Source organism: Microcoleus sp. A6-C6 (assembly GCF_036705955.1).
In the GTDB taxonomy this organism is placed as follows: domain Bacteria; phylum Cyanobacteriota; class Cyanobacteriia; order Cyanobacteriales; family Microcoleaceae; genus Microcoleus.
The window spans coordinates 65,589-88,428 of sequence record NZ_JAUBVR010000011.1; the positions used below are offsets into that span (position 1 = coordinate 65,589).

Genomic DNA, 22,840 nt, shown 5'->3' on the forward strand with positions numbered 1-22,840 from the left:
TGAGGGCGACTTTTTCACTCATAACTCAAAACAATTACCTATGAACACAAACATACTAGATACAATTGGTAACTGGAATTCCCAGTTATTCCGAGAACTCAAAGGTCGGCTGAAAATGGGCAAAATTGCGATCGTCAGCGCCTTTTCCCTCAGCGCTCAACTGCTGCTAATCTTGTATTGGCGCGCCCAGCTACCCGTTGCCACTCCTGTCGGTAATTACATTGATTCCAGCAGATTTTGCACCGAATCAAATGACAATGGTAAGCGGATAATATGCATCAAAGATGCGGCAGGAAATTTTATCATTAACTGGCCGTCTTGGTGGCTACAAATATTTGTTGTGCTGAGCATATTTAGTGCGATCGCACTTTTAGTAGCCGGCACTTATCTACTCGTCAGCGACTTAGACAAAGAGGAACGTCGAGGCACACTCAACTTTATTCGCCTCAGTCCCCAATCTGCCACCACAATTTTTCTCGGCAAAATTCTCGGTGTCCCAATTTTACTGTATCTCGCAGCAATTCTGGCTGTACCGCTCCACGTCTACAGCGGATTAGCAGCTCAAATACCTCTGTATCATATTTTATGTTTCGACATAGCAATGGTAGCTAGCTGTGCTTTATTCTACAGCGGCGCGATGCTATTTGGCTTAACAACCAGTTGGTTGGGAGGGTTTCAACCTTGGTTGGCTAGCGCTGCGGTTTTGACTTTTATTACCACAGCTTTTTGTGCACCGTCAGTCGGCAATGCTGCTGATTTGCTGACATTTTTGTCTCCGGCTGCTGTCCTGAAACAGGTAGTTTATCAAGTTAGTCTGTCATCTGATTATAACCTTAATTGGTTCATCGGAGAGTTCGATCGCCTGAAATGGTTTCATTTGCATATTGGCGAAAATTTTGTATCTTTTACCGCCTTATCTTTATTGATTTGTGGGGTGGCAACCTACTGGATGTGGCAGGGATGGCAGCGCCGTTTCCCCAACCCCAGCGCCACTGTTTTGAGCAAGCGACAAAGTTATTTGCTGGTGATTTGCTATCAGTCAATAATTTTAGGGTTTGCACTCCAATCAAATAGGTACTCGATTGACGGTATCGCCTTTTTATTGATTCCAAATTTGATGGTATTTTTAGCTTTAATTGCGGCTTTAACCTCGGAAAGACAAGCTTTGTACGATTGGGCGAGATATCGGAAACAAATCGTTCCCAGCAGTCATAAATCGTGGCGCAGATACCCGATACTAGATTTAATTTGGAGTGAAAAAAGTCCGGCATCAGTTGCAATAGCAATCAATCTCCTCAGTTCGACAGTGATTTTAATACCTTGGCTGCTGGTGAATCCCAACGCTTTTCCGAGCATGATTACCTTCATCAATCTCATCCTGATTTACGCGGCTGTTACCCAACTATTCATGTTCGCAAAAATCCGAAACCAGGCAGTTTTGGCGGCTTGTACAGTCGGAGGCGCTATCTCTTTACCACCAATTATTTTGTATATGCTTTCCCTCACCCCAGAAAAAGCTCCTTTCATTTGGCTGTCTTTAGTATTTCCCGTCTTTGGATCGTCGGCCCTGGAGAGCGCGTCAGGACATACTATTTTGCTCTCAATCCTCGGCCAGTGGACTGTGTTGGTGCTGCTGAATTTGCAATTGAGGCGGCAACTCCGAATCGCTGGGGAATCGGCATCTAAAGCTTTGCTGAAGGCTTGAAAAAATAAAACGGCGGTTTCAAACCGCCTGCTATTTTGGAAACAGTCGGATGTTTCAATTGAGAAGGGAGTTAAGCCAGTCATGGACTTCTCCTTTTTTAATGCGATTTGATGATTCCGAATCAAAGGCATCTTTCAAAACTTCAGACATGACTATTTCATATGCGGGGTGATTGCGTTCTATTAAGTAGAGTTTTTCATAACTCAATTCTGTGATGTCTTCGAGAATAATTGGTTGCGTTGAAATTGCTTTAGGCAGTATACATTTATGAGCTTTTGTCCCAGAAAATTCACCGTGATTCATACTAGCTTTTTTCAATTAAGTGAGGTAGGTGGATCTGGATCGTAGTGCAAGTAATACCAATTTAAAAAATCCTTGCTACAATACTCTTCGTTGAGTTTGTTTCCTCAAATATTATCGCGCGTGCTGGTGCGTCGCTCGCTAGATTTTTCGTCTTTTTTTGAGTAAAATCGATGGCGACACTACGAATCTTTACTCTTTAGTCGGCGTCCGGCTGACATCGTTTGTGTAGACGCGGTTGAAACCGCCGATTTTTTTCGGTTTGTCACTAACTATACTTGCGGCCGCGCCACTGAGTAGGCTGATTTAAAGCAGAAATCAGAATTCGCACAAACGCCAGCGGATCGGCCAAAGGTGACAGCCAAAACAGCCATTTACCCGATGCTTGAGTTGTATCGTAACTCGGAGCGATCGCAAAACACAAAGCCGATCGCACCGCCACCAAAAATACATTCAATCCCCACAGCCAAAACAGCGGAAACGCGCCCACAGCAGGCACAGAACCAGACAACAAATACCACAGCACGATCGGCACCGGCAAACCTTGAACCGCCAACAACAGCCACAAATCGCCCCAAATTTGACCGCTAGAAGCAGCATCTTTCAAATCGAGCGATCGCCCCCACTCATTCCAAGTCTCGATCGCCCCCTCATACATCCGCACCTTCAACACCTTCGCCCCATCCAAAAAACCCACCTTAAAGCCCTTAGCAGCAGCATAGCGAGCCAAAGTCACATCATCGCAAAAAGAACCTTTTGCGACTTCATAGCCCCCTAAAGCCACCAAAACCTCGCGCTTACAGAGGAAACACTGACCGTTTGCCATCACCCGTTCCGGCACATCTCCCCCAGTTCCCGTCGGCCCGAACCGATAAACCAAAGTCATTAACAGCGCAGGTTGCAGCCACAACTCGACCGGATATTTGAGGATAAACTGCGGCGACAGCGAAATCAAATCATAATTTCCAGCAGCAGCCGTTTTGAGCAAACTCGCAATCAAACCCGGATGCGGCTGAGTATCCGCATCTATCCCCAAAATCCACTCGCACTTCTCGGAACTTGCCAAAAAACCCCAATTCAGCGCCCACGGACGACCAACCCAACCCGTCGGTAGCGGATCGTCGTTAATCAACCGAAACCGGGGGTCTTTTTCGGCGGCAGCTTTGACTAAATCCCCTGTTCCATCTACCGAATAGCTGTCAACTACGATCGCCTCTCGGAGCTCGTAACTTTGGCGGCTCAATCCTTCCAAACAAGGCGCAATTCTCTCTGCTTCGTTCAAAGTCGGCACCACCGCCGTACAAGCACCAAGCATATCCAGTGTCGGCGAATCCGGTTCTAGGGGCGGGATGCGCGATGGGCCTTTAATTAAGCGCGACATTAAAAGGGCGGCGGCGGGTAATTGCAGCAGCAGGAGTGCGATAGGGATGATGCTTGTCAAGAGATTTGGGAGGTTGGGGGCGATGGGGGAAATCAATTTAAAATAAGGAAGTTGATCAAATTTTGACTTAAAACATATTACAGCAATTGGGCTTGAAAATATCGCTGAAAAACCCGGTTTCGGCAAGAAACCGGGTTTTTAAAGTAGCTTAAACATTCCTGCTTAGATCGCAATAGGGTTCCTTTAAGCACAATCTGACTTTTAAAAGAGTGAAGTAGGGAGCCTCGGAAGCTTGATATTGTCGGAAAAAACTCACAATCTCACAACTGACGCAGGCCCGCAATAAATGGTGCATCAGAATTAGATTTTCGGTGATGATTGAGAATTACTTTTCCTGACGCACCCTACCGCTAATCTCTAGCTGAAAAAACCCGGTTTCTTGTCAAAACCGAGTTTTTAAACTAGCTGAAAAATTCGTGTAAATTTTTGCCAAATCAGCCGCGATTGCTCATTAGCCGCTTACTTACGCAAAGCGCCCACGCGCTGAGATGGAATTTCAGCTTTGAGAGCAGATTCCAAAGATGGAATTGCTTCAGTTACGTCATCTACTGCGGGTTTTGCAATCCTGCTTAACACGATCGCCGGAACTACACCCAGAAGCACAGCTAGCGATGTCGGGAACCAGAACCGAGAATCCAAGGAAGTGACAGTGATAATTGCTCCGAAAGCAAAGTTTACCAAATAAACAATTAAGGGCAAACTCAATTCCGATCGCTCTAATTTAATCGACGTTTTTCTCCAGAAGAAAGCTGCTACAGACATAAATAGAGCCCCCGTGCCCATCCATCCCGCCAAATTGCGGTAAGGCATCCCAAAGAAAGCCCCAAGTTCCTCAAACTCCCAAAAAGGTACAGAAGTTTGACTCATCGCCGGATCGAGTACAAAATCCCAAGCTGTCAATAATAGAGCGCCAAGGGCGATCGCCCCTATTTGGCGCACCCAGTTCAGTTCGCCTTTACCACCAGCGACTCCAGCGCGAGCAATTATATATGAAACCAGTCCTAGATAAAACCACGACAGGGGAATTGTAAACGGCACCAGCCCTGCAATTTTGTAGCCCAAACCGCTCAAATAGTGGTAATGGCCGAAGGGAAAACCGGTACTGGTTCCCAACAACTCGCTACTCAAAGATAAAAACACCGAAGGCACCAAAAATGCCAGAGTTGCGCCCAAACCCAACGTCCGAAAGGCATAGAGAGCAACCGCTGCTGCACCAAAAATGATATAAACTACTCCACCTCCAGCCATCCCCCATTGGAACAAAGTTTGTCCAGCGGGCGGTAAATTCATCACCAATTCGGGGCGGGGTAAAATCAGCAGCAACCCTGCCAATCCAAAAGCCATTGATAAGACGTGGGCTATCAGGCAAAAGCGCTCAGCAATCAAAAGTTGCTTCATAAGACTCCTCGAAAAAATATCAGATGCAGAAAGCACTCGTTAACAGTTTACAATCTTTAACAATCTTTAACAAAAAACCAACACAAACTGGGCACAGGCATTTTTCCAAGATTTACGCCCAGGGCCGAGAAACCCAGTTTATTAACGGATTGGCTGCAACAAGCCTAGACAAGATTGCAAAAATAGCTGGGACAGGCAAGATGCCCGTCCCACAAAGATGGTTTTTTCTGGTGGCTGGGACTGGCCGGAGAGCCCGTCCCAAAAATTTTTTCCCAGGCGAGGCAGAGCCTCTAGATATCGATACCCAGGAGAAGAACCAATGACCAATGACCAATGACCACTGACCAGTTTACTGCCAATTCCCCACCAGTACGAAAGGCGCCCAGAAATAGGGATTTTGATAATCTGGGTTTTGCAGCAGGGTTAATTGAGCGTTGCGGAGGGCTTCAGCTTTGCTGGTTTTAGCAGCAGCAAGCTGTCGGTAAAACTCAGTCATAAAAATAGCTGTAGATTCGTCGTTGACTTGCCAAAGGGTCGCGACTGTGCTGCGGGCACCCGATCGAATTGCGGCGCCAGCTAAACCCAAAGCCGCCCGGTTATCGCCGGAAGCAGTTTCGCAAGCACTCAATACCAAAAGCTCGATCGGCTGTTGTTTCTCCCCAGTGCGCGATCGCAGCAGTCGATCGAACTCCTTAACATTCACCCGCTCGTCCCAAGTCACAATAAAAGTATCCGCCGCATTCGAGCTAAACTGACCGTGAGTTGCCAAATGGACGATCGGGTAAGACAAAGCTTTCATGCGATCGCGCAACCGCCCGCTGACAAAATCTTGATTTAGCAGCGCACTCGCCGGCATCTGGGCTGAAATTTGTTCAATTTCCTGTTTCACCCCCGGCAAAGCCGAGAAGCCTTGACGCGCTTCCGACAGGCCACCAGTCAGCACTTTTAACTTGACTTGACTCAGCGGTTTCGGTGCCAGCAATTGCAGTCCCGGCGCCAAAGCAATACTGTACTTTTCTATCAAAAACTGTTCGCCATCGTGCAGCACCGCCATTGGCAGATTTCGCAAATAACCATCGAGCACAAATACCAGCGTTTTAATCCCGCTGGCAGTCAAATCCGCCTCTGCGGGGCGGATTAACCAGTCGTAAACCTGTTGAATAGGTGGCAACCTGTCGCGGACAAAAGCAGAAGGCCTAATGGTATTTTTAGCTAGTCTGAAGGCAGTTTCTAACTCGGCTTGAGACTTTTTAGTCGTGTAGCGGCGCAGGGGTTTGCCCGGAATTGATAAAATTACCTCCAAACGATCGCTTAAAATAATTGGATAAATCACCGCCGCCGTCGGATCGATTGCCTCGATCGACTTTGGTTTAGCATCAGCACAAGCATCCCGAAAAAAGTTATCCAATTCCGCCAACTGCAAAGATTCCACCGTTTGGCGCGCCTGTTTCAACTTATCTTGACTGGGGGATTCATCTTGCAAAAGCAGCCCGACTAATTCCCGATAAACCGGTTCGGCACTTTCCCGAAACGAAAATTGCACTTCGGGATTGACTGTCACCAAATCACCGCGCAGAGAAGACAGTACATTCACAGCTTGAGTATATTGAACGATCGCCCCTTCTGCATCTCCCTTAGCTTTCCGAATCCGTCCAAGTTGCCACAATAATTGGTAAGCAATATCGGGAGATTGAAACGCCGGTGCTAAACTCAAAGCCTGAATTGTCAAATTTTCGGCTTTCTCATACTGCTTTTGGGTTTCCGATAGTTTGCCTTTAGCTGCCAGAATGTAAGCTTGTATTCGTTTGTCGCCCAAACTGTTTGCTGGTTCCAGAGAGCGATCGAGCATTTTGTCAATATCGATAAAACTCAAAGTTTTCCCAGGCGACTGAGCTAATTTCATCAAGCTTTGAGCTAGATTAATTTTAGCATAAAGTCCCGCGCGATTCGACGGAAATTGAGCGACTTGAGGTTCGATGGAACGCCACAAAACTTGTGCTTCCGAAGCATTTTGGTTGTCGGCCAACAGACTCAACTGATTCAATCTCGCCTGCATCCCGATAGTTGATTTCCCCGGCATAGCCTCTGCCGATCGAGTATAATATTCTAAGGCAGAGCGTTCCAAATCAGCCCGTTGTGGCGCTTTCAAACTCGGTTGATTGCTTTTCGCCCGTTGAGTATTGCCCAGATTTAGATAAATTGCCGCTTCCTCTTCTTTCAGACTCAAATTGCGAGCCGCTTCCAGTCCTGTTAATAACAATTCATTGGAACGTTCGAGTTGTCCCAAAACCCGCATCACCCTTCCTAAAGCATTAATTGCTCGAGTTTTTTCCAGGGAAAACGATTGATTTTTTAAACTTGTCAAACCTGCGGGCAACACTTCGCAAGTTTTGTTTTCCAGGTTCAAAGAACCTAACAAAATTTTGCAAGCTCTGGGGTAAAGTCCGAGAGTTTCCCAAGCGCGACTTTGATTGATTTGAACTTGAAAAAGTTGGTTTTTGCGATCGATTTGCTCGAATATTTTAGCAGCTTGCGTCCAAATGTCGATCGCATCTTGAGTCTGCCCTCGTTCAAGTTGCAACTGTCCTTGAATGTTGAGAGTTTCCGCCAAAATCCGCTGTTGTTCGGGAGTTTTCGGTTGCGCCCGCACCACCGACAAACTCGAATTCACAGCTTTTTCTGCTGGTTCCCAAAGTGTTAACTGCCCGTAGGTTGCAGCTAAATTGCTCAATGCCGTGGCGCGATCGAGATTTTGACCTTTTGCCTCAAACTGCGCCGCCGCTTCCTGTAACAGCGGTACAGCTTCGGAAAAACGTTCCGCAGCGTACAGAGTTCGAGCTTGTCTCAGAATCTGCACTCCTTGTGGTGACTGAATCTGAGCAACTGCGGGAGGAATCGCCACGGCTAGCAGACAGGATATCAGAAATAAGATAATTGCTTGTCGGAGCGATCGGGTAAACTTCATATAAGCTTAGAGCACTTGTATTTTAAATCGATTGAAAACCCCAGGCCAAAACCTTTGGGAGCGTAGATGAGCACCAATATTTATCCCTGTTGATCCGCCTTGATCCGCAGTAAAAAACATCTTGTCAGCGCGGCGGACAAACAGAATGCGATCGAGGATGGCGATCGTCAGTAGCATTACCCGGATTGTATCCAACCAGTGTAACTTCTCCTTGAGCATTCACCACCCAACCCCGCGCCGGAACAACTTCCCAAGCTTTTTTTCCCGATTCTTCCCGCATTCCTTCTTCCCTCTTCCCTCTTCCTTCTTCTTCCTCCCTTCTTCCTTCTTCCTTCTTCCTTCTTCCTTCTTCTTCCACCCACGGAAACGCTGTTTCTGCGCTGCTGAGGGCATCGTTAGGACTCGGTGCCACTCCCCCTTTCCCAGTAACTGTAAACTCGTTCTCGCCCCCTTCAATGCAGGGATTTGCCGCAATTAATGCAGCCGGATCGACAACATTTTGCGGCAACTCTACTAAACCTTGAGCGGGATTCACCCCAGAGGCGCTGAATGTAACAGTCCCTTGCAAAGCCGGGCCGCTACTTTGGGAAATAGCCGCAATATCGCTGGTAGGAACTAGAGAAGTAGGACTTACTTGCAAATTTGTAAATTGAGCATCTGTTAATCCCAAATTGCCTCGAACCTGTTCACGAGTGGCTGCTGTAAACCCGAAAACATTGGGGACATTGATATTAACCCGACCACCCCCGGCCGATCGCGCATTAGCAGTAATATCGCTATTTTCCTTGGGGAGAGTAGCCAGAATATCGCTTTTAATATTGATACTGCCACCATCAGAAATACTCGCATCCGTTGTAATTCTGCTCCCTCGGCGCAACTGGATATCCCGTGCTTCGAGGTTAATATTTGCTCCTGCACCGGATTCAGTTCTACCGTCAATGCTGCTTTGGTTGTCAAGGGAAATTGAATCTGCTTTCACGTTAATGTTACCAGCCCGAGCCGAGCCCAAGGCTTGCAGATTGAGTGTTCCCCCATTCCGCAGAATCAATTGCCCGACATTCAAATTCAACGAACCTCCGTTAGCCGTAGCATTGGGATTTCTAACGCCAGAGGCAATCCCAACGGAAGTTTGAATTTGACTGTTAAATTGACCTTGACCCCCATTCCCAATTAGCTCTACACGCCCCGCATTGATTGTGATGCTTCCCGCTTCTCCTTTGCCTAAAGATGAAGTAGAAATAACTCCCCCACCCCGGAGAGTCAGTACAGGTGTAGAAATGTTCATACTTCCTCCCCGATTAGCAGCGTTGGCATCAGCGGAAATGAAACTGGGATTTCGACTCCCGTTCGCCAAAACTCCAGAAATACCCTCTATTGTTACTGACTCACTGGCCCTAACTGTCAAATTACCTCCGCGCCCGCCCGTTGTATTCAACGGTTGGTTGCCCACAATCGATCCGCTAGATAAACCAATTCCGCCTCCTTCAGAGATAATCAACCGCTTTGTGTCGATATTAATGTCCCCGGCTTGCCCATTCACACCAACCGCACTTGAGGCGATTAATGTTGCTACGGGACTTCCAGCGGGAGTCCGCAGCACTTCTACTGATTCAGAAGCTTTAATGTTGATATTTCCCGATGCTCCTCTATCGCGTGTAAAGCTAATAAAAACAGCATTATCGCGCACTCTTAAACGTTCTCCCTCAAAGCTGATATTTCCTCCGCTACCCGTACTCCCCAAAAGTGTACCGCTGTTGATTCCAGAACCGACTAGATCGAAAACCTCCGCACGGATGGTGATACTTCCAGCGTTGCCAGTAGCGAATGTGGGGCTACCCAATACAGTTCCATTGTCCATTAGCAATCGTCCCGTCTCGATCAAGATGTTTCCGGCATTTCCTATACCAGTAGTGCCAGAGATCAGAAGAATTTGTGGGTCAAAAGGCTTGAACGAGCCAGATACCAAATACCTAGCACCAAACACTCTATAGCTATCTAATCCAAGGCCGATCGTTTCTAATGAGTCGGTAGCGCGGATGTTGATAGCGCCTCCCGCACCACTTCCTAGTGTCATTGTGGAGATTTGCGCCCCACCTTGGGCCCGAAACTGTTGAGCGTTAATATCGATCGCCCTGCCGTCGATATTTCCCAGTGTCAGTGCATAAATTCGCGAACCACTCAGGCTGACATTTCCACCTCTAATATCCACTTTGCCACCACCCAGTCCGCTGGTGTTAATCAGCGATCCGTTGGTTATTTCAATGTTACCAAAGTTGGAAATATTGTCATAATTTAAATTCAAACCTAGCGCAGTTGGCTCGAAACTAACTAAACCCGGACTCGCCACACTACCCAAGTTAATTTGTCCGGTACTAGCAGTTAAATTACCGCCTGTGAGTTGGATATCACCGCCAACTAAGGCTAAAGTTTGACCGGGAGCTACTGCTAAACCAACAGCGTTGTCAATGGGAAGTTCCGGGGGAAAGAGCCGTTCTCCCTCAACCACAGCCCTTGACTGATTGACAATTGTACCGGGATTGTCTCTAAACCTTAAACCCACAGGAATATTAATTGCTAATAATGGTACTGCGTTGGGATTCGCAGCGTTGAATTCAAAACCATTATTAAACACAACACCCGCAGCAGAGGAACCAATAAATGAACCGCGCAAATCTAACCGAGCATTGGAGCCAAAAATAAGTCCTCTGGGATTGATTAAAAATAAATTAGCATTGCCTTGCACTCCCAATACACCTAAAATATTGGAAGGATTACCCCCAGTAACACGGGTGAAAATATTAGAAATGCCGTTAGGATTGACAAAATATGCTCCTCTGCCTGCACCGACGTTAAATTCCCGGAAACTGTGAAATAAATTTACGCCGCGAGTTGCGCCGCCAGTGATTCTATCTGAGGGTAAATTGTTGATAGTGTCGGGAACAGTGCGCGAACTTTCCGCGCCCAAGCTGCCATCGGGGACGATTTGGGCGAGGCTGAAACTGGGAAAAAAGCACAAGTAACAACTCACAAATAAAAGCTGAATCGTTGCTGAAATATAGTATTTGTCCCGGTTTTTTAGTTCATTAATTTTGGATAGTTGCCAGAAAAAGAGATATTGGAAAACCATAATCAACCTATTGTTAGCTAACATTCGGCGAGAAATTTTCAAGCATAAACTATTTTGAGATCATCGGGGCGGACAACCCGACACTTGCTGCTTCGTGCGCCCTGGAAATTGACCCGCATCGTCAGCAGCCACCAGCGTAACTTCTCCTTGAGCATTCACCACCCAACCCCGCGCCGGAACAACTTCCTGAGCTTTTTTCTCCATTTCTTCCCGCATTCCTTCTTCCCTCTTCCCTCTTCCTTCTTCTTCCTCCTTTCTTCCTTCTTCCTTCTTGCTTCTTCCTTCTTCTTCCACCCACGGAAACGGCGTTTCTGCGCCGCTGAGGGCATCGTTAGGACTTGGTGCCACTCCCCCTTTGCCAGTAACTGTAAACTCGTTCTCGTCCCCTTCAATGCAGGGATTAGCAGCAATTAACGCAGTAGGATCGACCACATTTTGCGGCAACTCTACTAAACCTTGAGCCGGATTCACCCCAGACGCGCCGAATGTTACTGTTCCTTGCAAAGCCGGGCCGGCACTTTGGGAAATCGCGGCGATGTCGCTGGTGGGAAGCAGAGAAGTAGGACTTACTTGCAAATCTGCAAATTGCGCGTCACTGAGATTCAACCTGCTTCTGACTTGTTCGCGCCCCACTGCTGCAAAGCCCAAGACATTGGGGACATTGACATTCACGCGGCCACCTTGGGCCGATCGCGCATTCGCAGTAATATCGCTATTTTCCTTGGGTAAAGCAGCCAGAAGACTGCTGTTAATATTGATATTTCCACCATCAGAAATACCAGCATCGGTAGTAATTAGGCTACCACGTCGCAACTGAATGTTTCGCGCTTGCAGGTTAATATTTGCTCCAGTACCTGATACAGTCGTGCCATCAATTATGCTTTTATTATCCAGAGCAATTGAGTCGGCGACAACGTTAATATTGCCAGCCCTACCTGTTCCTGAAGATTGAACATTAACCACTGCATTATCCCGAATAATCAATTGATTAGCATTCAAATTCAGCGACCCTGCATTTCCGGTAGCATTGGAATTAATAGCATTAAACGCCCTACCAGCCGAGGCTTCAATCCCACTCCTCAACCGACTGTTACTCCCAATACCTTGCACTTTTAAGCGATCGGCATTAATTGTAATATCTCCTGCATTTGCTATACCCAAAGAAGCCGCAGAAATAACGCCGCCATTCTGCACAGTTAGTTTAGGTGTTGAGAGGCGGATATCTCCACCCCTACCAGAACTTGCAGTTTGAGTAACAAAAGAACTTGCTACATAGCCCGCATTCCCCAAAAATCTTGACTCGCCGCTCACTTCTATAGACTCGGAGGCTCTCACTGTTAAATTTCCTCCAGTCCCCCCACTTGTAGAAAACAGGACTTCGCCAAAAATCGCACCAGTCGTTAAACTAATGGTGGCTCCATTAGAAACACTCAACCGCTTAGTGTCGATCGTAATATCCCCACCTTTTCCATTACCATCAAAAGTATTCGTGCCGAGCCGAGTTTGCCCTAAACCTACAGGGAGACTACCCGACAATTCCACAGATTCACTGGCTTTAATCGCAATATTCCCCGATGCTCCATCACTAAGGCTGAAGCTGGCAAAAGCACCGCCATCGCGCAGCATTAACCATTGGGCTTCAACAGTGATGTTTCCGCCTTGACCAGTGCTTTCGTTCGTTGTTCCGTTATAGAGCGTTGAACTGACGAGTTCGACGGTGTTGGCGCGGATAGTCAGATTTCCGCCATTCCCAGCACCAAAGGTGGGAGCACCGGCCACTACGCCATTGCTCATTAACAGCCGTCCGGCTTCAATGTTAATGTCCCCAGCTCTTCCACTACCAATAGTGCTAGTAAACAAAACAATTTGCGAAATAAAAGGGTTCCCTGTTCCAGATGTCTGAAAATTTTCTGTAAGCTGCTGATAGCCCTCAATTCCTAGGCCGATCATTTCTACCAAGTCAGTAGCGCGAATATTAATATTGCTCCCTTTCCCCTCTCCCAGTGTCGTGGTGAAAATTTGCGATCCTTGATCTATTCGTAAGTTTTGGGCATTGATGTCAATACCTCTACCATCAATATTTGCCAGGGTCAGTCCATAAATTCCTGAATTACTGAGAGTTACATTTCCACCCCTGATGTCAATTTTTCCACCTCCTAATCCGCTGGTATTTATCAATGCACCATTCATTTCAATATTGCCGAAGTTCTGAATATTGCTATAGTTGAAATTCAGACCTAAAGCTGTTGGTTCAAATTGCACTAAACCTGGACTTTTGACGCTTCCCAGAAGAATTTGTCCGCTACTGGCGGTAGCGATTCCCCCGTTGAATTGGATATTTCCCCCTACTAGCGCTAAGGTTTGACCGGGGTCTACTGCTAAACCAATATTCTTGAAAATTGGTACTGGTAAGGGAATGTCAGGCGGTGATGGGTTAGGAGCAATTGACTGATTGACAATTGTGCCGGGATTATCTCGAAATCTCAAACCCACAGGAATATTAATTGCTAACAATGGCACTGCATTAGAATTAGCTGCACTAAATTCAAAGCCATTATCAAAGAGAATACCGCTACCAGTTGAACCGATAAATGAACCGCGTAAATCTAACCTCGCATTAGGGCCGAAGAGAATTCCTTTGGGATTAAGTAAAAATAAGTTAGCATTTCCTTGCACTCCCAACACGCCTAAAATATTGGAAAGATTACCCCCAGTAACACGGGTAAAAATATTAGCAATGCCGTTAGGATTGGCAAAATATGCTCCTCTGCCTTCACCGACGTTAAATTCTCGGAAACTGTGAAAGAGATTAGAGCCGCGAGTTGCGCCACCAGTGATTTTATCTGAGGGTAAATTGTTGATAGTATCGGGAACAGTGCGCGAACTTTCCGCGCCCAAGCTGCTGTCGGGGACGATTTGGGCGAGGCCCGAAGTGGGAAAAAAGCACAAGTAACAACTCACAAATAAAAGCTGAATCGCTGCTGAGATATAGTATTTATCTCGGTTTTTGAATTCGTTGATTTTGGATAGTTGCCAGAAAAAGAGATGTTGGGAAACCATAATTAACCTATTGTTAGCTGACATTCTGCGAAAAATTTTCAAGCATAAACTATTTTGAGCTCATCGGGGCGGACAACCCGACACTTGCTGCTTCGTGCGCCCTGGAAATTGACCCGCATCGTCAGCAGCCACCAGCGTAACTTCTCCTTGAGCATTCACCACCCAACCCCGCGCCGGAACAACTTCCTGAGCTTTTTCCCCCCTTTCTTCCCTCGAACCTCTATCCGTTACATCCGTTAAATCCCGTACAGTGCTCGCTGCCGAATCCGTTACATCCGTTACAGAATCCGCTGCCGAACCTTCTGCTTCCACCCACGGAAACGGTGTTTCTGCGCTGCTGAGGGCATCATTAGGACTCGGCGGCACTCCCCCTTTTCCAGTAACAGTAAACTCGTTATCGGCCCCTTCGATGCAGGGATTTGCCGCAATTAACGCAGCCGGATTCACAACATTTTGCGGCAACTCTACTAAACCTTGAGCGGGATTCACCCCAGAAGAACTAAAATTAACAGTACCTTGCAAAGCCGGGCCCCCACTTTGGGAAATCGCGGCGATATCGCTACTCCGAAGCAGAGAAGTAGGACTTACTTGCAGGGCTGCAAATTGGGCGTCACTGAGATTCAACCTGCTTCTGACTTGTTCGCGGCTAACTGCTGCAAAGCCCAAGACATTTGGGACATTGACATTCACGCGGCCACCGGCGGCTGTGCGGGCGTTGGCGGTGATATCGCTGTTTTCTTGGGGAATAGCCAGCAAAGTATTGCTTTTGATGTTGATATTGCCGCCGTCAGAATTGCCTGCATCGGTGGTAATTCGACTCCCGCGCCGCAATTGGATGTTTTGTGCTTGCAGGTTAATATTTGCCCCTGTACCCGATACAGTTGTACCATCAATTCTGGCTTTGTTGTCAAGGTCGATCGCATTTGCGACAATATTGATATTACCAGCGCGCCCGGTTCCCGTAGCCTGCACCGTTACTGTAGCTCCATTTCTGACGGTTAGTCGATCGCGCGCCGTCAGATTCAACGAGCCAGCATTTGCTGTAGCATTGGGATTAGTACCAAAAGTCTTGCCAACCGAAGCATCAATTGTACTGACAAACAGACCGTTATTGCCGCTGCCGCTGACTAAAATGCGATCGGCATTAACAGTAATATTCCCCACATCTCCCCTACCCAAAGAACTCGTAGAAATAATCCCCCCATCCCGCACAGTTAGGCTGGGCGTATCAATCCGAATATCCCCGCCCCGACTAGAGCTCAAAGTTCCAGAAGTCAGCCCACTAGCATTTTGAATTCCGCTGGTCAAAAGTGGAGAAATACCGGAAATTTCCACTGATTCACTCGCCCTAACAGTTAAATTTCCCGCAGGCCCGCCATCCTGAGAAAACAAAAGCCTGCCAATCAATACACCCGTTCCTAATGTAAACGCAGAACCCCCAGAGAGACTCAACCGCTTCGTCTCAACATTAATATTACCAGCACGTCCGGTAGAACCGATAGTTAGTGTGCTAATTCCGGTTGACACAACTGTTCTCGGGCCGCGGTTAGACAATTCGATTGATTCAGCAGCTTTAACATTAATACTCCCAGACGGGCCGCTGCTGTAACTCGTAGTACCCAGAAGAGAACCGTCGCGCATAATTAATTGACTGACATCAATACTAATACCTCCTCCCGCCCCGGTACTTTCTTTCGCCGTCCCGTTGTTGACTCCAGAACCCACCATTTCAAAAGTATTGGCGCGAACAATCAAATTGCCGCCCCGGCCAGCACCAAAAGTTATCCCGCTACCCAGTACCCCATTGTTGAATAGCAAGCGTCCGGTGTCGAAGGTAATACTCCCCCCAGCACCAGCACCTGCACTAGCATTAAACAGCGTAAATAGCGGATCAAACGGGTCTGTGGTTCCCGATACCAGATATGTAATTGCCACCTTTTGAAAGGCATCAACTCCCAGCCCGCTCATTTCTATTGAATCAGCAGCGCGGAAATTGATATTACCTCCGGCACCATCTCCTAGAGTCAAAGTAGAAAATTGCGTGCCGTTTTGCGATCGCAACTTTTGGGCGTCGATATCGATACCTCTACCATCAATATTGCCCAGTGTAATCGCATAAAATCGCGCCGCGTCGAGGGTAATATTTCCACCTTTTAACTCTACTCTGCCGCCACCGATGCCGCTGGTGTTGATGAGTGTTCCATTGGATATTTGAATATTGCCGAAGTTCTGAATATTGTCATAATTCAAACTTAAACTTCCCTGCTGCCGGCCCGATGTCAGTGCCAAATTAACTAAACCGGGACTGGCTATGCTAGTGAGTGAAATTTGTCCGCCACTAGCGGTTAAATTGCCGCCTGGGATTTGGATATCGCCACCAATCAGTGCTAAAGTTTGACCTGGATCTACGGCTAAACCAACTTTATTTGTAATCGGAATTGGCATCGGAGATGCTGGCAGGTTGCTCTTTCCCGTCGCCGTCGATTGATTGACAATTGTACCGGGACTGTCTCTAAATCTTAAACCCACGGGAATATTAACTGTTAAAAGTGGCGGTGGTTGTGGGTTGGTGCTACTGAATTCAAAGCCGTTATTAAACACAACACTGTCAGCGGTTGTACCGATAAACGAACCGCGCAAATCTAACCGCGCATTTTGCCCGAATACAATCCCTTTCGGGTTAATTAAAAATAAATTAGCATTTCCTAAAACTCCCAGAATTCCTAAAATATTTGAGGATTTACCGCCCGTAACGCGGGTGAAAATGTTAGAAACACCGTTAGGATTTTCAAAATAAGTTCCCTGGCCTTCTTTGATATTGAATTCGCGGAAACTGTGAAAGAGATTCGAGCCGCGAGTTGCACCACCAGTGATTCTATCTGAGGGTAAATTGTTGATATTATTGGGAATTGTGCGCGAACTTTCTGCGCCCAAGCTGCTGTCGGGGATGATTTGGGCGAAGGTTTTCGAGGGAAATAGCAACAGAAAAGCAAACAGTAGGCTGGAAGACAGGCGAGACATAGCTTAAATCCTGTTATATAAATAATATCGTTTCCGGTTCCATCAGAATTATATATTTGGATTATATCAGTGCGATCGCCCCAGTGTTCGATTGACTCTCTTTCACCACTAAAGTGGACTTTTCCCAAATATAATAAAGATAGCTTTTTTCAGTGCGACGGCTGAGGAAATCTGTTGCTGTTTAAATATGTGTGTAGAATATGCGTCCGAACGTTGACTCTCAGAAGATAGAACGATTGATGCAAGTCTTGGGTAGAGAAGCTCAGGGTTCAGTGCTTAGAAGCAAAGTTGAGAACTTGATCGAACGTTTTGAACGTAACTCAGAGGAGGAACAGTCATGAGCTTGAATGAGTTGCCGGGAGCGGAGCTAATTCTACCTGGATTCGACGAGCTTCATCATGGTAAGACGAATACAGTTGGGTCATTGTTAGTCGCGATCGCAGCAACGCGCCTAGCCGAAGCCGGCTTAGATGTTCCTAAAGATCGTCTAGCAGCAGAGCCAGAACTGACCCTGTATGCTCTTCTGGAAGATGAACGAGATGATGCCTACCTCTATTACAATGCTTTGCTGAATCGCCTGAATAGCTTTTGCAACGCACTTGAACTTCGTTATATGTCTAGCAAAACCAATTGCAAGTTGTGAATGGCTCAGGCAATGTTGAGGTTACAGGCGATGTAATTTTGCGCGGAGCAGATTGTTTGGACATGACTTGCTATACTTTAGATAGGCTTTAGATAGGAAGGATTAATTAGGGAAACTCAAATGGCAATTAACACTTCTTTAGAGGAACGGCTTGCAGCAGTGGAAGCAGCGATCGCACAGTTGCAGAAGCAAATTGTGGCTTCTCAACCAACGAATTGGTTGCAACAAATTATAGGGTCTTTCAAAGATGAACCTGCCTTTGAGGAGCGACTTGCCTATGGACGAGCGATTCGCCAAGGGGATGAGTCTCTCCTCGAAGCTCAAGATGAGCTATGAAATATTTACTGGATACAGATCATCTGAGTATTCTTCAACGTCAAGCAGGGAGAGATTTTAGCAACCTTTCGACGCGCATAGCTCAGTACCCACTATCAGATTTTGCCGTATCGACTGTAATGTTTCATGAACAGATGCTTGGCTGTCACGCTTATATTAATCGTGCTCGTAACCCGGATGACGTAGTGAAAGGGTATACAATGATGGCGCGGCTCGTTAGTGACTTCAAAGTGTTGCCCCTTGTCTCATTCGATGCAGGTGCGGCTACAACATTTGATCGATTACAGTCACAACGGATTCAACTGGCTCTCGATGGATGCTCGGATCGCGGCAATTGCAATGTTCCGTGGGTTGATTTTGTTAACCCGTAATCATAGAGATTTTGGTAAAGTAACAGGGTTATTGATCGAAGATTGGACAGTTTAAAGCGTCAGTAGAAATAGTCGTCAATCTCGTTGCTTCTCGAATATTCATGCCTTCATACAGCCGATCGCCCATCAACGTTCTAATATAACGTCCGGTGGCGACATCCCACAACTTAATCGTGCGATCGAGGCCGCCACTTAATAAAATTTGACCGTCAGCGCTAAAGATGAAAGTGTTGGGCGAAGCGAAGCGTTCGATCGCACTCAACCCAACCTACAATTTAGAAAGCAAAGTAATTAATCCGAAAGTATAAGCCTTTTTCTTGGAAAGTTCGATCGCCCGATCGAGCATTAATCAAAGGAATACCATAATCTAGACGCACATTCAAGCGATCGCCCATTTGCCAAATCAGCCCCAAACCCGCACCCAACAACTTATCCGAGTCAGGATTCGGTTTTTCTCCCGAATGGTTCCACCCTACCCCAAAATCGATAAACGGAGCAACCTGCAACAATCCTTTGACTTTCGGCACCCGCCAAACCGGGATTCGCACTTCCGCAGATGCGATCGCACCGCTATCAGTTAACAGCAAATCTTGGCGATATCCGCGCACGCTTTGCACGCCACCGATCCCGATTTGTTCGAGGGAAAGCAGCGGGCGATCGGCTAATTGAATGTCAGAACGCACAATCAGCAAGGTTTCCGGTGCTAACAGCCGCACATACTGGGCTTGTCCCCGCCACGACAGAAAGCGACTATCAGGGCTGCTATCGTTCGCAGTAGCGCCCAAAAAATTGGTGCCGACGGAAAACTGCGATCGCGCCGCGAACACTTGACTGGTATTCCGCTGCACGTATTCCTGAAAAAACCGCACCGCCGAAACCCGCGTTTCGCCGCGCTCGTTGGCTCCCGCCGATAGCGCAAATCTTTCTCCCAACAGGAATGTATCGCTTTCTTGGCGCGATAAACTTACTCCCACAGCTAAATTGCGATCGGGCTTTTCGACAATCGGCTGGCGGTAAGTTAACTCGTAAGTGCGGGATTTCCCCTCAATTTCGGCCGCAGCAAAGGGTTCCTCGATCACGTTGGTGCTCGCAGCACTCGCAGCGAACCGAATCGTGCCGTTGCGCGCGTTGACGGGAACTGTGTAGCTACCGTTGAATTCGTTGCTGCCATCGGTGTTAGCATAGGAGACCTCTAACCCGTCGCCCAAACCGAGCAAATTCCCTTGATTGACGCGCACACCGCGCCGAAAACTGCCGACGCTGGGCGATCGATTGTTGTCTGCGAACACTTCACCACTAAAGCTGTCTGCTTCTTTGATCCGCACTTCCAATCGGCTGTTTTCCGGGCGGCTTCCGGCTTGCAATTCGGCGGAAATATTGGCAATTAAGGGGTCGAGTTGCAGCATTTGCAAGGCTTCCAGCAGGCGATCGCGGTTGAGTGGCCTTCTGGTGGCGCGTTCGAGGCGCGATCGCACGTAATTTGCATTTAAACGCTTGTTTCCACTAATCTCAATTGCATCTAATCCGCCTTCGATAATCTGAATTTTTACCACACCTCCTTCTCTGGGAAAGGTTTGGTTGGCGGGAATTAAAGCGCCGGAATTGATGTATCCTGCTGCTACGTATTTTTGAGTCACAGCCGCTTCTGCTGCGATCAGTTCGGCAAAGGTGATTTCGCGCCCCGCAAACTGTTTTGTCACTTCTGCAAGTTCGCGATCGCTAAAAGCTGTGTTTCCCTCAAATTCAAAGCGCAAAACCCGAATTGTACCCGGAATCCCCGGTCTCAAGTCGCCGGGAACTGGTGTGAGCGGGGTTGGTTGGAGGGGAGACGGTGGCGGAGGTTGCGGGGCTGTTGGTACAGGTAATTCCGGCTCTCTGGGTTGAATTGGGTTGGGCAGTTGGCTGAGCTGCGAGTCTCGATCGCCATCCAAACCCGTTTTTTTGGCGCTAATACTTTCTTCTAGTTTACCCTGGTTAGAAAGCTCGGTTTCTTGGGCTTTTGTGGCTAATGTGCGATCGACAGAATTGGCAACTTCCGGCTGTAAATCGGGACTCTCGACAGGTACAACTGGCGCCAAAGTCGATCGGTCTAATTCTTGGGCACGCAAGTCTTCGCGGTGGCTGATCTCGTCAGTGGGAAGCAAAGGTCGATCGGCTCCGCTGCTGACTGCTGCCAAATCCTCAACATTTGAGGTCAAGATTTCAACGTTGCTCGCGGATGTTTTAGCTGGTTTTCCCAACCAAAGTAATCCAAAGATTCCAGCAATTAAAAATAGTTTTTGCGATTGACAGTTCATATGATCGAGTTACTGTTTAGCTGCATTGGGTGGAAATATTTTAAGGAACCTGTGCACCCTATACTCAAAATTAATCTTAACCGAAAACAAGGTAACAACCGTCGCTGCTAACAGTTTCCCAACAGCTAAAAACCAAAAGCTCGATCGAGCTTTTCGTTCATCTGCCACAAATTACGCAGCAACCGGATGCCGATCCGCAAAAATATCTTAACAGTTGACAGTTGACAGGATTTGTCAATATCGTCTTTGTTACCAATTTTTTGGTTGCCATGATCGACTTTGGCGATCCATTTTTGTATTGGCTCGTATCCGACTCGGCGCGCCAGAACTTGGTCAAACCAAACGGCGGAAAATTTGATAGCTTCTCTCATATTCAAGTCTCGATTCTATGCGGGAATTTGCCTGGTAATTCCATCTCAAGTTATACCACTAATTTGACAAATCAATGCAAGAATATTAATATGGTGTGTCGCCATCGATAGTATCCAAAAAAAAGACGAAAAATAAGCAAGAGCGACGCACCATCGACAATATTTGAATAAACAAACTCAAATAAGAGTATTGTGGCAAGGATTTTTTTAAATTGGTATTAGACTATAGCCAGCTTTTAAGCAATAAAATGCTTGGATTTTTTGTCGGTTAATTACAGTTCGTTGTTGTGACAAAAGTATTTTCAACTCCTTGACTGTTGCATCAATTATTTCTTGATAGTTGAATTTCATAAAATATCCCTTAATTTTGTGGTCTTATAGCACTTATTCTGCAAAATGGTATTACCTTGAACTAATGACTAACGTAACTGCCAATTGCCAATGGAAAGGGAGAGGAAAAAAAATACTTTTCCTTTCCATTCAATCCGTTAGATCCCGTACATTGCCCGTTGCCGAAGTTCCTTTAGAAAAGTGACTAATGACTATAAATTTTCATGCTCAAATCTAGCCAAGTCGATCGCGTAATTGGAGCGCTAGTTGAAATATAATCAACTCCAGTTTCCGCAACACTTCTAATAGTTTCTAAAGTAACATTGCCGGAAGCTTCGATTTTTACCCGATCGCTCTCCTGTCTAATTATTGCCACAGCCTGCCGCATCAAATCACAAGACATATTATCTAACATGATAATATCAGCTTTGTGCTGCAATGCCGTTTGTACCTCAGCAAGGGTTTCTGTTTCAACTTCGATTGTCAGCGGATAGGGGATAGAATTGCGGATACGGGCGATCGCCTGTGCAATTCCTCCAGCCGCCGCGATATGATTGTCTTTAATCATCACCGCGTCATCTAATCCCATCCGGTGATTGCAAGCACCGCCTACTTGAGTAGCGTATTTTTCCAACAATCTCAATCCGGGCGTGGTTTTGCGAGTATCGACTAATTGCACGGGTAAATCGGCAATTTTGTCAACATATTTTTTAGTTAAAGTAGCGATGCCGCTCAAACGCATTGCTAAGTTTAATGCTACTCTTTCACCGGTTAGCAGTGCATCGAAATTGCCAGAAATCTCGGCAATTACTTGTCCTTTGTCGCACAATGTCCCTTCTGGTACTTGCGGGATGAAGCTAAGGCGACTGTCTAAAAGTTTAAAAGTGCGATCGGCAATTGGCAATCCAGCCACGACTCCAGCCTCTTTGACAACCCATTTAGCAGTACCTGGAACGCTCTCTGGGGGGAATAAGGCCGATGTTGTGCGATCGCCCCTACCGATATCTTCTAACAGCCAGTTGTGCAATAGGGAGTCCAAAACTATCCAAGGCGGCAATATTGCTGTCATGTTTTCTGTGTTATTCCTGCTACTAGGAACGATAGTCGATCGGGCGATTTTAGGCAAGTTGCAGAATGATGGTGGTGTGAGTGCGATCGGGGGCGATCGGGCTAGATGATGGGGTATTCTGTTGCTGACTATTGGGTTTTGGTGCTTTAATGGAGTAGATGGGCGATCGCGAGTAAAAACAATGATACAGCCAGTCATTTTAGAAAAACTAGAACAACTCCCTGAGTCTCTTCAGACAGAAGTGCTTCATTATATTGAGTTTTTGATTGAAAAGCAGGCTAAAAACTTAAGTCAAGAAAAGCCTACAAAGCGAGGCGGACTTGGAATTTGGAAAGGTAAAATCTGGATGTCTGATGATTTTGATGAACCTCTCGAAGATTTAAAGGATTAATTGTTGTAATTGGTA

Annotated in this window: 15 protein-coding genes and 1 pseudogene; 5 read left to right on the forward strand and 11 right to left on the reverse strand. The window is 46.8% G+C overall.

Features of this window, described 5'->3' with window-relative positions; translation table 11 throughout:
• Window positions 1–40: 40 nt before the first annotated feature.
• Window positions 41–1,705, forward strand: a complete 1,665-nt coding sequence (locus QUB52_RS07130; RefSeq protein ID WP_265234314.1) for a hypothetical protein — start codon at window positions 41–43, stop codon at window positions 1,703–1,705.
• A gap of 54 nt (window positions 1,706–1,759) precedes the next feature.
• Here QUB52_RS07130 and QUB52_RS07135 read toward each other — a convergent pair whose 3' ends face one another.
• The 7 genes from QUB52_RS07135 to QUB52_RS07165 form a co-directional block, all read right to left on the reverse strand.
• Window positions 1,760–2,008: a hypothetical protein gene (locus QUB52_RS07135; protein ID WP_265234313.1), complete on the reverse strand. Its 249-nt coding sequence runs from the start codon at window positions 2,006–2,008 to the stop codon at window positions 1,760–1,762.
• 265 nt (window positions 2,009–2,273) lie between these two features.
• Window positions 2,274–3,482 carry a 2'-O-glycosyltransferase CruG gene (gene cruG, locus QUB52_RS07140; RefSeq protein WP_442923170.1) on the reverse strand — a complete coding sequence of 403 codons (1,209 nt, stop codon included), beginning with the start codon at window positions 3,480–3,482 and terminating at the stop codon, window positions 2,274–2,276.
• Window positions 3,483–3,905: 423 nt separating this feature from the next.
• A complete protein-coding gene (gene cruF / locus QUB52_RS07145; RefSeq protein WP_265234311.1) occupies window positions 3,906–4,844 on the reverse strand; it encodes a gamma-carotene 1'-hydroxylase CruF in 939 nt (312 codons plus the stop codon).
• A 349-nt stretch (window positions 4,845–5,193) separates the two neighbouring features.
• A complete protein-coding gene (locus tag QUB52_RS07150) occupies window positions 5,194–7,809 on the reverse strand; it encodes a CHAT domain-containing protein (RefSeq protein ID WP_332972645.1) in 2,616 nt (871 codons plus the stop codon).
• Window positions 7,810–7,933: 124 nt separating this feature from the next.
• Entirely contained in the window at window positions 7,934–10,960 is a 3,027-nt protein-coding gene (locus QUB52_RS07155; RefSeq protein ID WP_332976140.1) for an S-layer family protein, read from the reverse strand.
• A gap of 36 nt (window positions 10,961–10,996) precedes the next feature.
• Window positions 10,997–14,020, reverse strand: coding sequence for an S-layer family protein (locus tag QUB52_RS07160; protein ID WP_332972647.1), 3,024 nt, complete (start codon window positions 14,018–14,020; stop codon window positions 10,997–10,999).
• Window positions 14,021–14,056: 36 nt separating this feature from the next.
• Window positions 14,057–17,017: a two-partner secretion domain-containing protein gene (locus QUB52_RS07165; protein WP_332976141.1), complete on the reverse strand. Its 2,961-nt coding sequence runs from the start codon at window positions 17,015–17,017 to the stop codon at window positions 14,057–14,059.
• A gap of 337 nt (window positions 17,018–17,354) precedes the next feature.
• Here QUB52_RS07165 and QUB52_RS07170 point away from each other — a divergent pair, with 337 nt between their 5' ends.
• From QUB52_RS07170 to QUB52_RS07180, 3 genes are all read left to right on the forward strand, one after another.
• Complete coding sequence (locus QUB52_RS07170) at window positions 17,355–17,660, forward strand: hypothetical protein (protein ID WP_332969726.1); 306 nt, start codon at window positions 17,355–17,357, stop codon at window positions 17,658–17,660.
• Between the two features lie 120 nt (window positions 17,661–17,780).
• Entirely contained in the window at window positions 17,781–17,996 is a 216-nt protein-coding gene (locus QUB52_RS07175; protein ID WP_332972649.1) for a hypothetical protein, read from the forward strand.
• Window positions 17,993–18,367, forward strand: a complete 375-nt coding sequence (locus QUB52_RS07180) for a type II toxin-antitoxin system VapC family toxin (RefSeq protein ID WP_332972650.1) — start codon at window positions 17,993–17,995, stop codon at window positions 18,365–18,367. The genes QUB52_RS07175 and QUB52_RS07180 overlap by 4 nt, the downstream gene beginning before the upstream one ends.
• 28 nt (window positions 18,368–18,395) lie before the next feature.
• Here QUB52_RS07180 and QUB52_RS07185 read toward each other — a convergent pair whose 3' ends face one another.
• The 4 genes and pseudogenes from QUB52_RS07185 to nadC form a co-directional block, all read right to left on the reverse strand.
• Window positions 18,396–18,629, reverse strand: a complete 234-nt coding sequence (locus tag QUB52_RS07185) for a WD40 repeat domain-containing protein (RefSeq protein ID WP_332972651.1) — start codon at window positions 18,627–18,629, stop codon at window positions 18,396–18,398.
• Between the two features lie 13 nt (window positions 18,630–18,642).
• The gene (locus QUB52_RS07190; protein WP_332972652.1) at window positions 18,643–20,664 is read right to left on the reverse strand and encodes a ShlB/FhaC/HecB family hemolysin secretion/activation protein; all 2,022 of its coding nucleotides are present in this window, start codon (window positions 20,662–20,664) and stop codon (window positions 18,643–18,645) included.
• A gap of 161 nt (window positions 20,665–20,825) precedes the next feature.
• Window positions 20,826–21,080 (reverse strand): annotated as a pseudogene (locus QUB52_RS07195) (penicillin-binding transpeptidase domain-containing protein); the annotation flags it as partial.
• A gap of 490 nt (window positions 21,081–21,570) precedes the next feature.
• Window positions 21,571–22,434 carry a carboxylating nicotinate-nucleotide diphosphorylase gene (nadC, locus tag QUB52_RS07200; RefSeq protein ID WP_332972653.1) on the reverse strand — a complete coding sequence of 288 codons (864 nt, stop codon included), beginning with the start codon at window positions 22,432–22,434 and terminating at the stop codon, window positions 21,571–21,573.
• 181 nt (window positions 22,435–22,615) lie between these two features.
• On the opposite strand from nadC, the gene vapB reads away from it, so the two are divergent.
• Window positions 22,616–22,825, forward strand: coding sequence for a type II toxin-antitoxin system VapB family antitoxin (gene vapB, locus QUB52_RS07205; protein ID WP_332972655.1), 210 nt, complete (start codon window positions 22,616–22,618; stop codon window positions 22,823–22,825).
• Window positions 22,826–22,840 lie beyond the last annotated feature (15 nt).

What these genes read in the sequence shown, in the direction of transcription:
- QUB52_RS07130 (WP_265234314.1), top strand. Translation starts at nt 41, where the DNA reads ATGAACACAAACATACTAGATACAATTGGTAACTGGAATTCCCAGTTA.
- QUB52_RS07135 (WP_265234313.1), bottom strand. Translation starts at nt 2,008, where the DNA reads ATGAATCACGGTGAATTTTCTGGGACAAAAGCTCATAAATGTATACTG.
- cruF (WP_265234311.1), bottom strand. Translation starts at nt 4,844, where the DNA reads ATGAAGCAACTTTTGATTGCTGAGCGCTTTTGCCTGATAGCCCACGTC.
- QUB52_RS07150 (WP_332972645.1), bottom strand. Translation starts at nt 7,809, where the DNA reads ATGAAGTTTACCCGATCGCTCCGACAAGCAATTATCTTATTTCTGATA.
- QUB52_RS07155 (WP_332976140.1), bottom strand. Translation starts at nt 10,960, where the DNA reads ATGTTAGCTAACAATAGGTTGATTATGGTTTTCCAATATCTCTTTTTC.
- QUB52_RS07160 (WP_332972647.1), bottom strand. Translation starts at nt 14,020, where the DNA reads ATGTCAGCTAACAATAGGTTAATTATGGTTTCCCAACATCTCTTTTTC.
- QUB52_RS07165 (WP_332976141.1), bottom strand. Translation starts at nt 17,017, where the DNA reads ATGTCTCGCCTGTCTTCCAGCCTACTGTTTGCTTTTCTGTTGCTATTT.
- QUB52_RS07170 (WP_332969726.1), top strand. Translation starts at nt 17,355, where the DNA reads ATGAGCTTGAATGAGTTGCCGGGAGCGGAGCTAATTCTACCTGGATTC.
- QUB52_RS07175 (WP_332972649.1), top strand. Translation starts at nt 17,781, where the DNA reads ATGGCAATTAACACTTCTTTAGAGGAACGGCTTGCAGCAGTGGAAGCA.
- QUB52_RS07180 (WP_332972650.1), top strand. Translation starts at nt 17,993, where the DNA reads ATGAAATATTTACTGGATACAGATCATCTGAGTATTCTTCAACGTCAA.
- QUB52_RS07190 (WP_332972652.1), bottom strand. Translation starts at nt 20,664, where the DNA reads ATGAACTGTCAATCGCAAAAACTATTTTTAATTGCTGGAATCTTTGGA.
- nadC (WP_332972653.1), bottom strand. Translation starts at nt 22,434, where the DNA reads ATGACAGCAATATTGCCGCCTTGGATAGTTTTGGACTCCCTATTGCAC.
- vapB (WP_332972655.1), top strand. Translation starts at nt 22,616, where the DNA reads ATGATACAGCCAGTCATTTTAGAAAAACTAGAACAACTCCCTGAGTCT.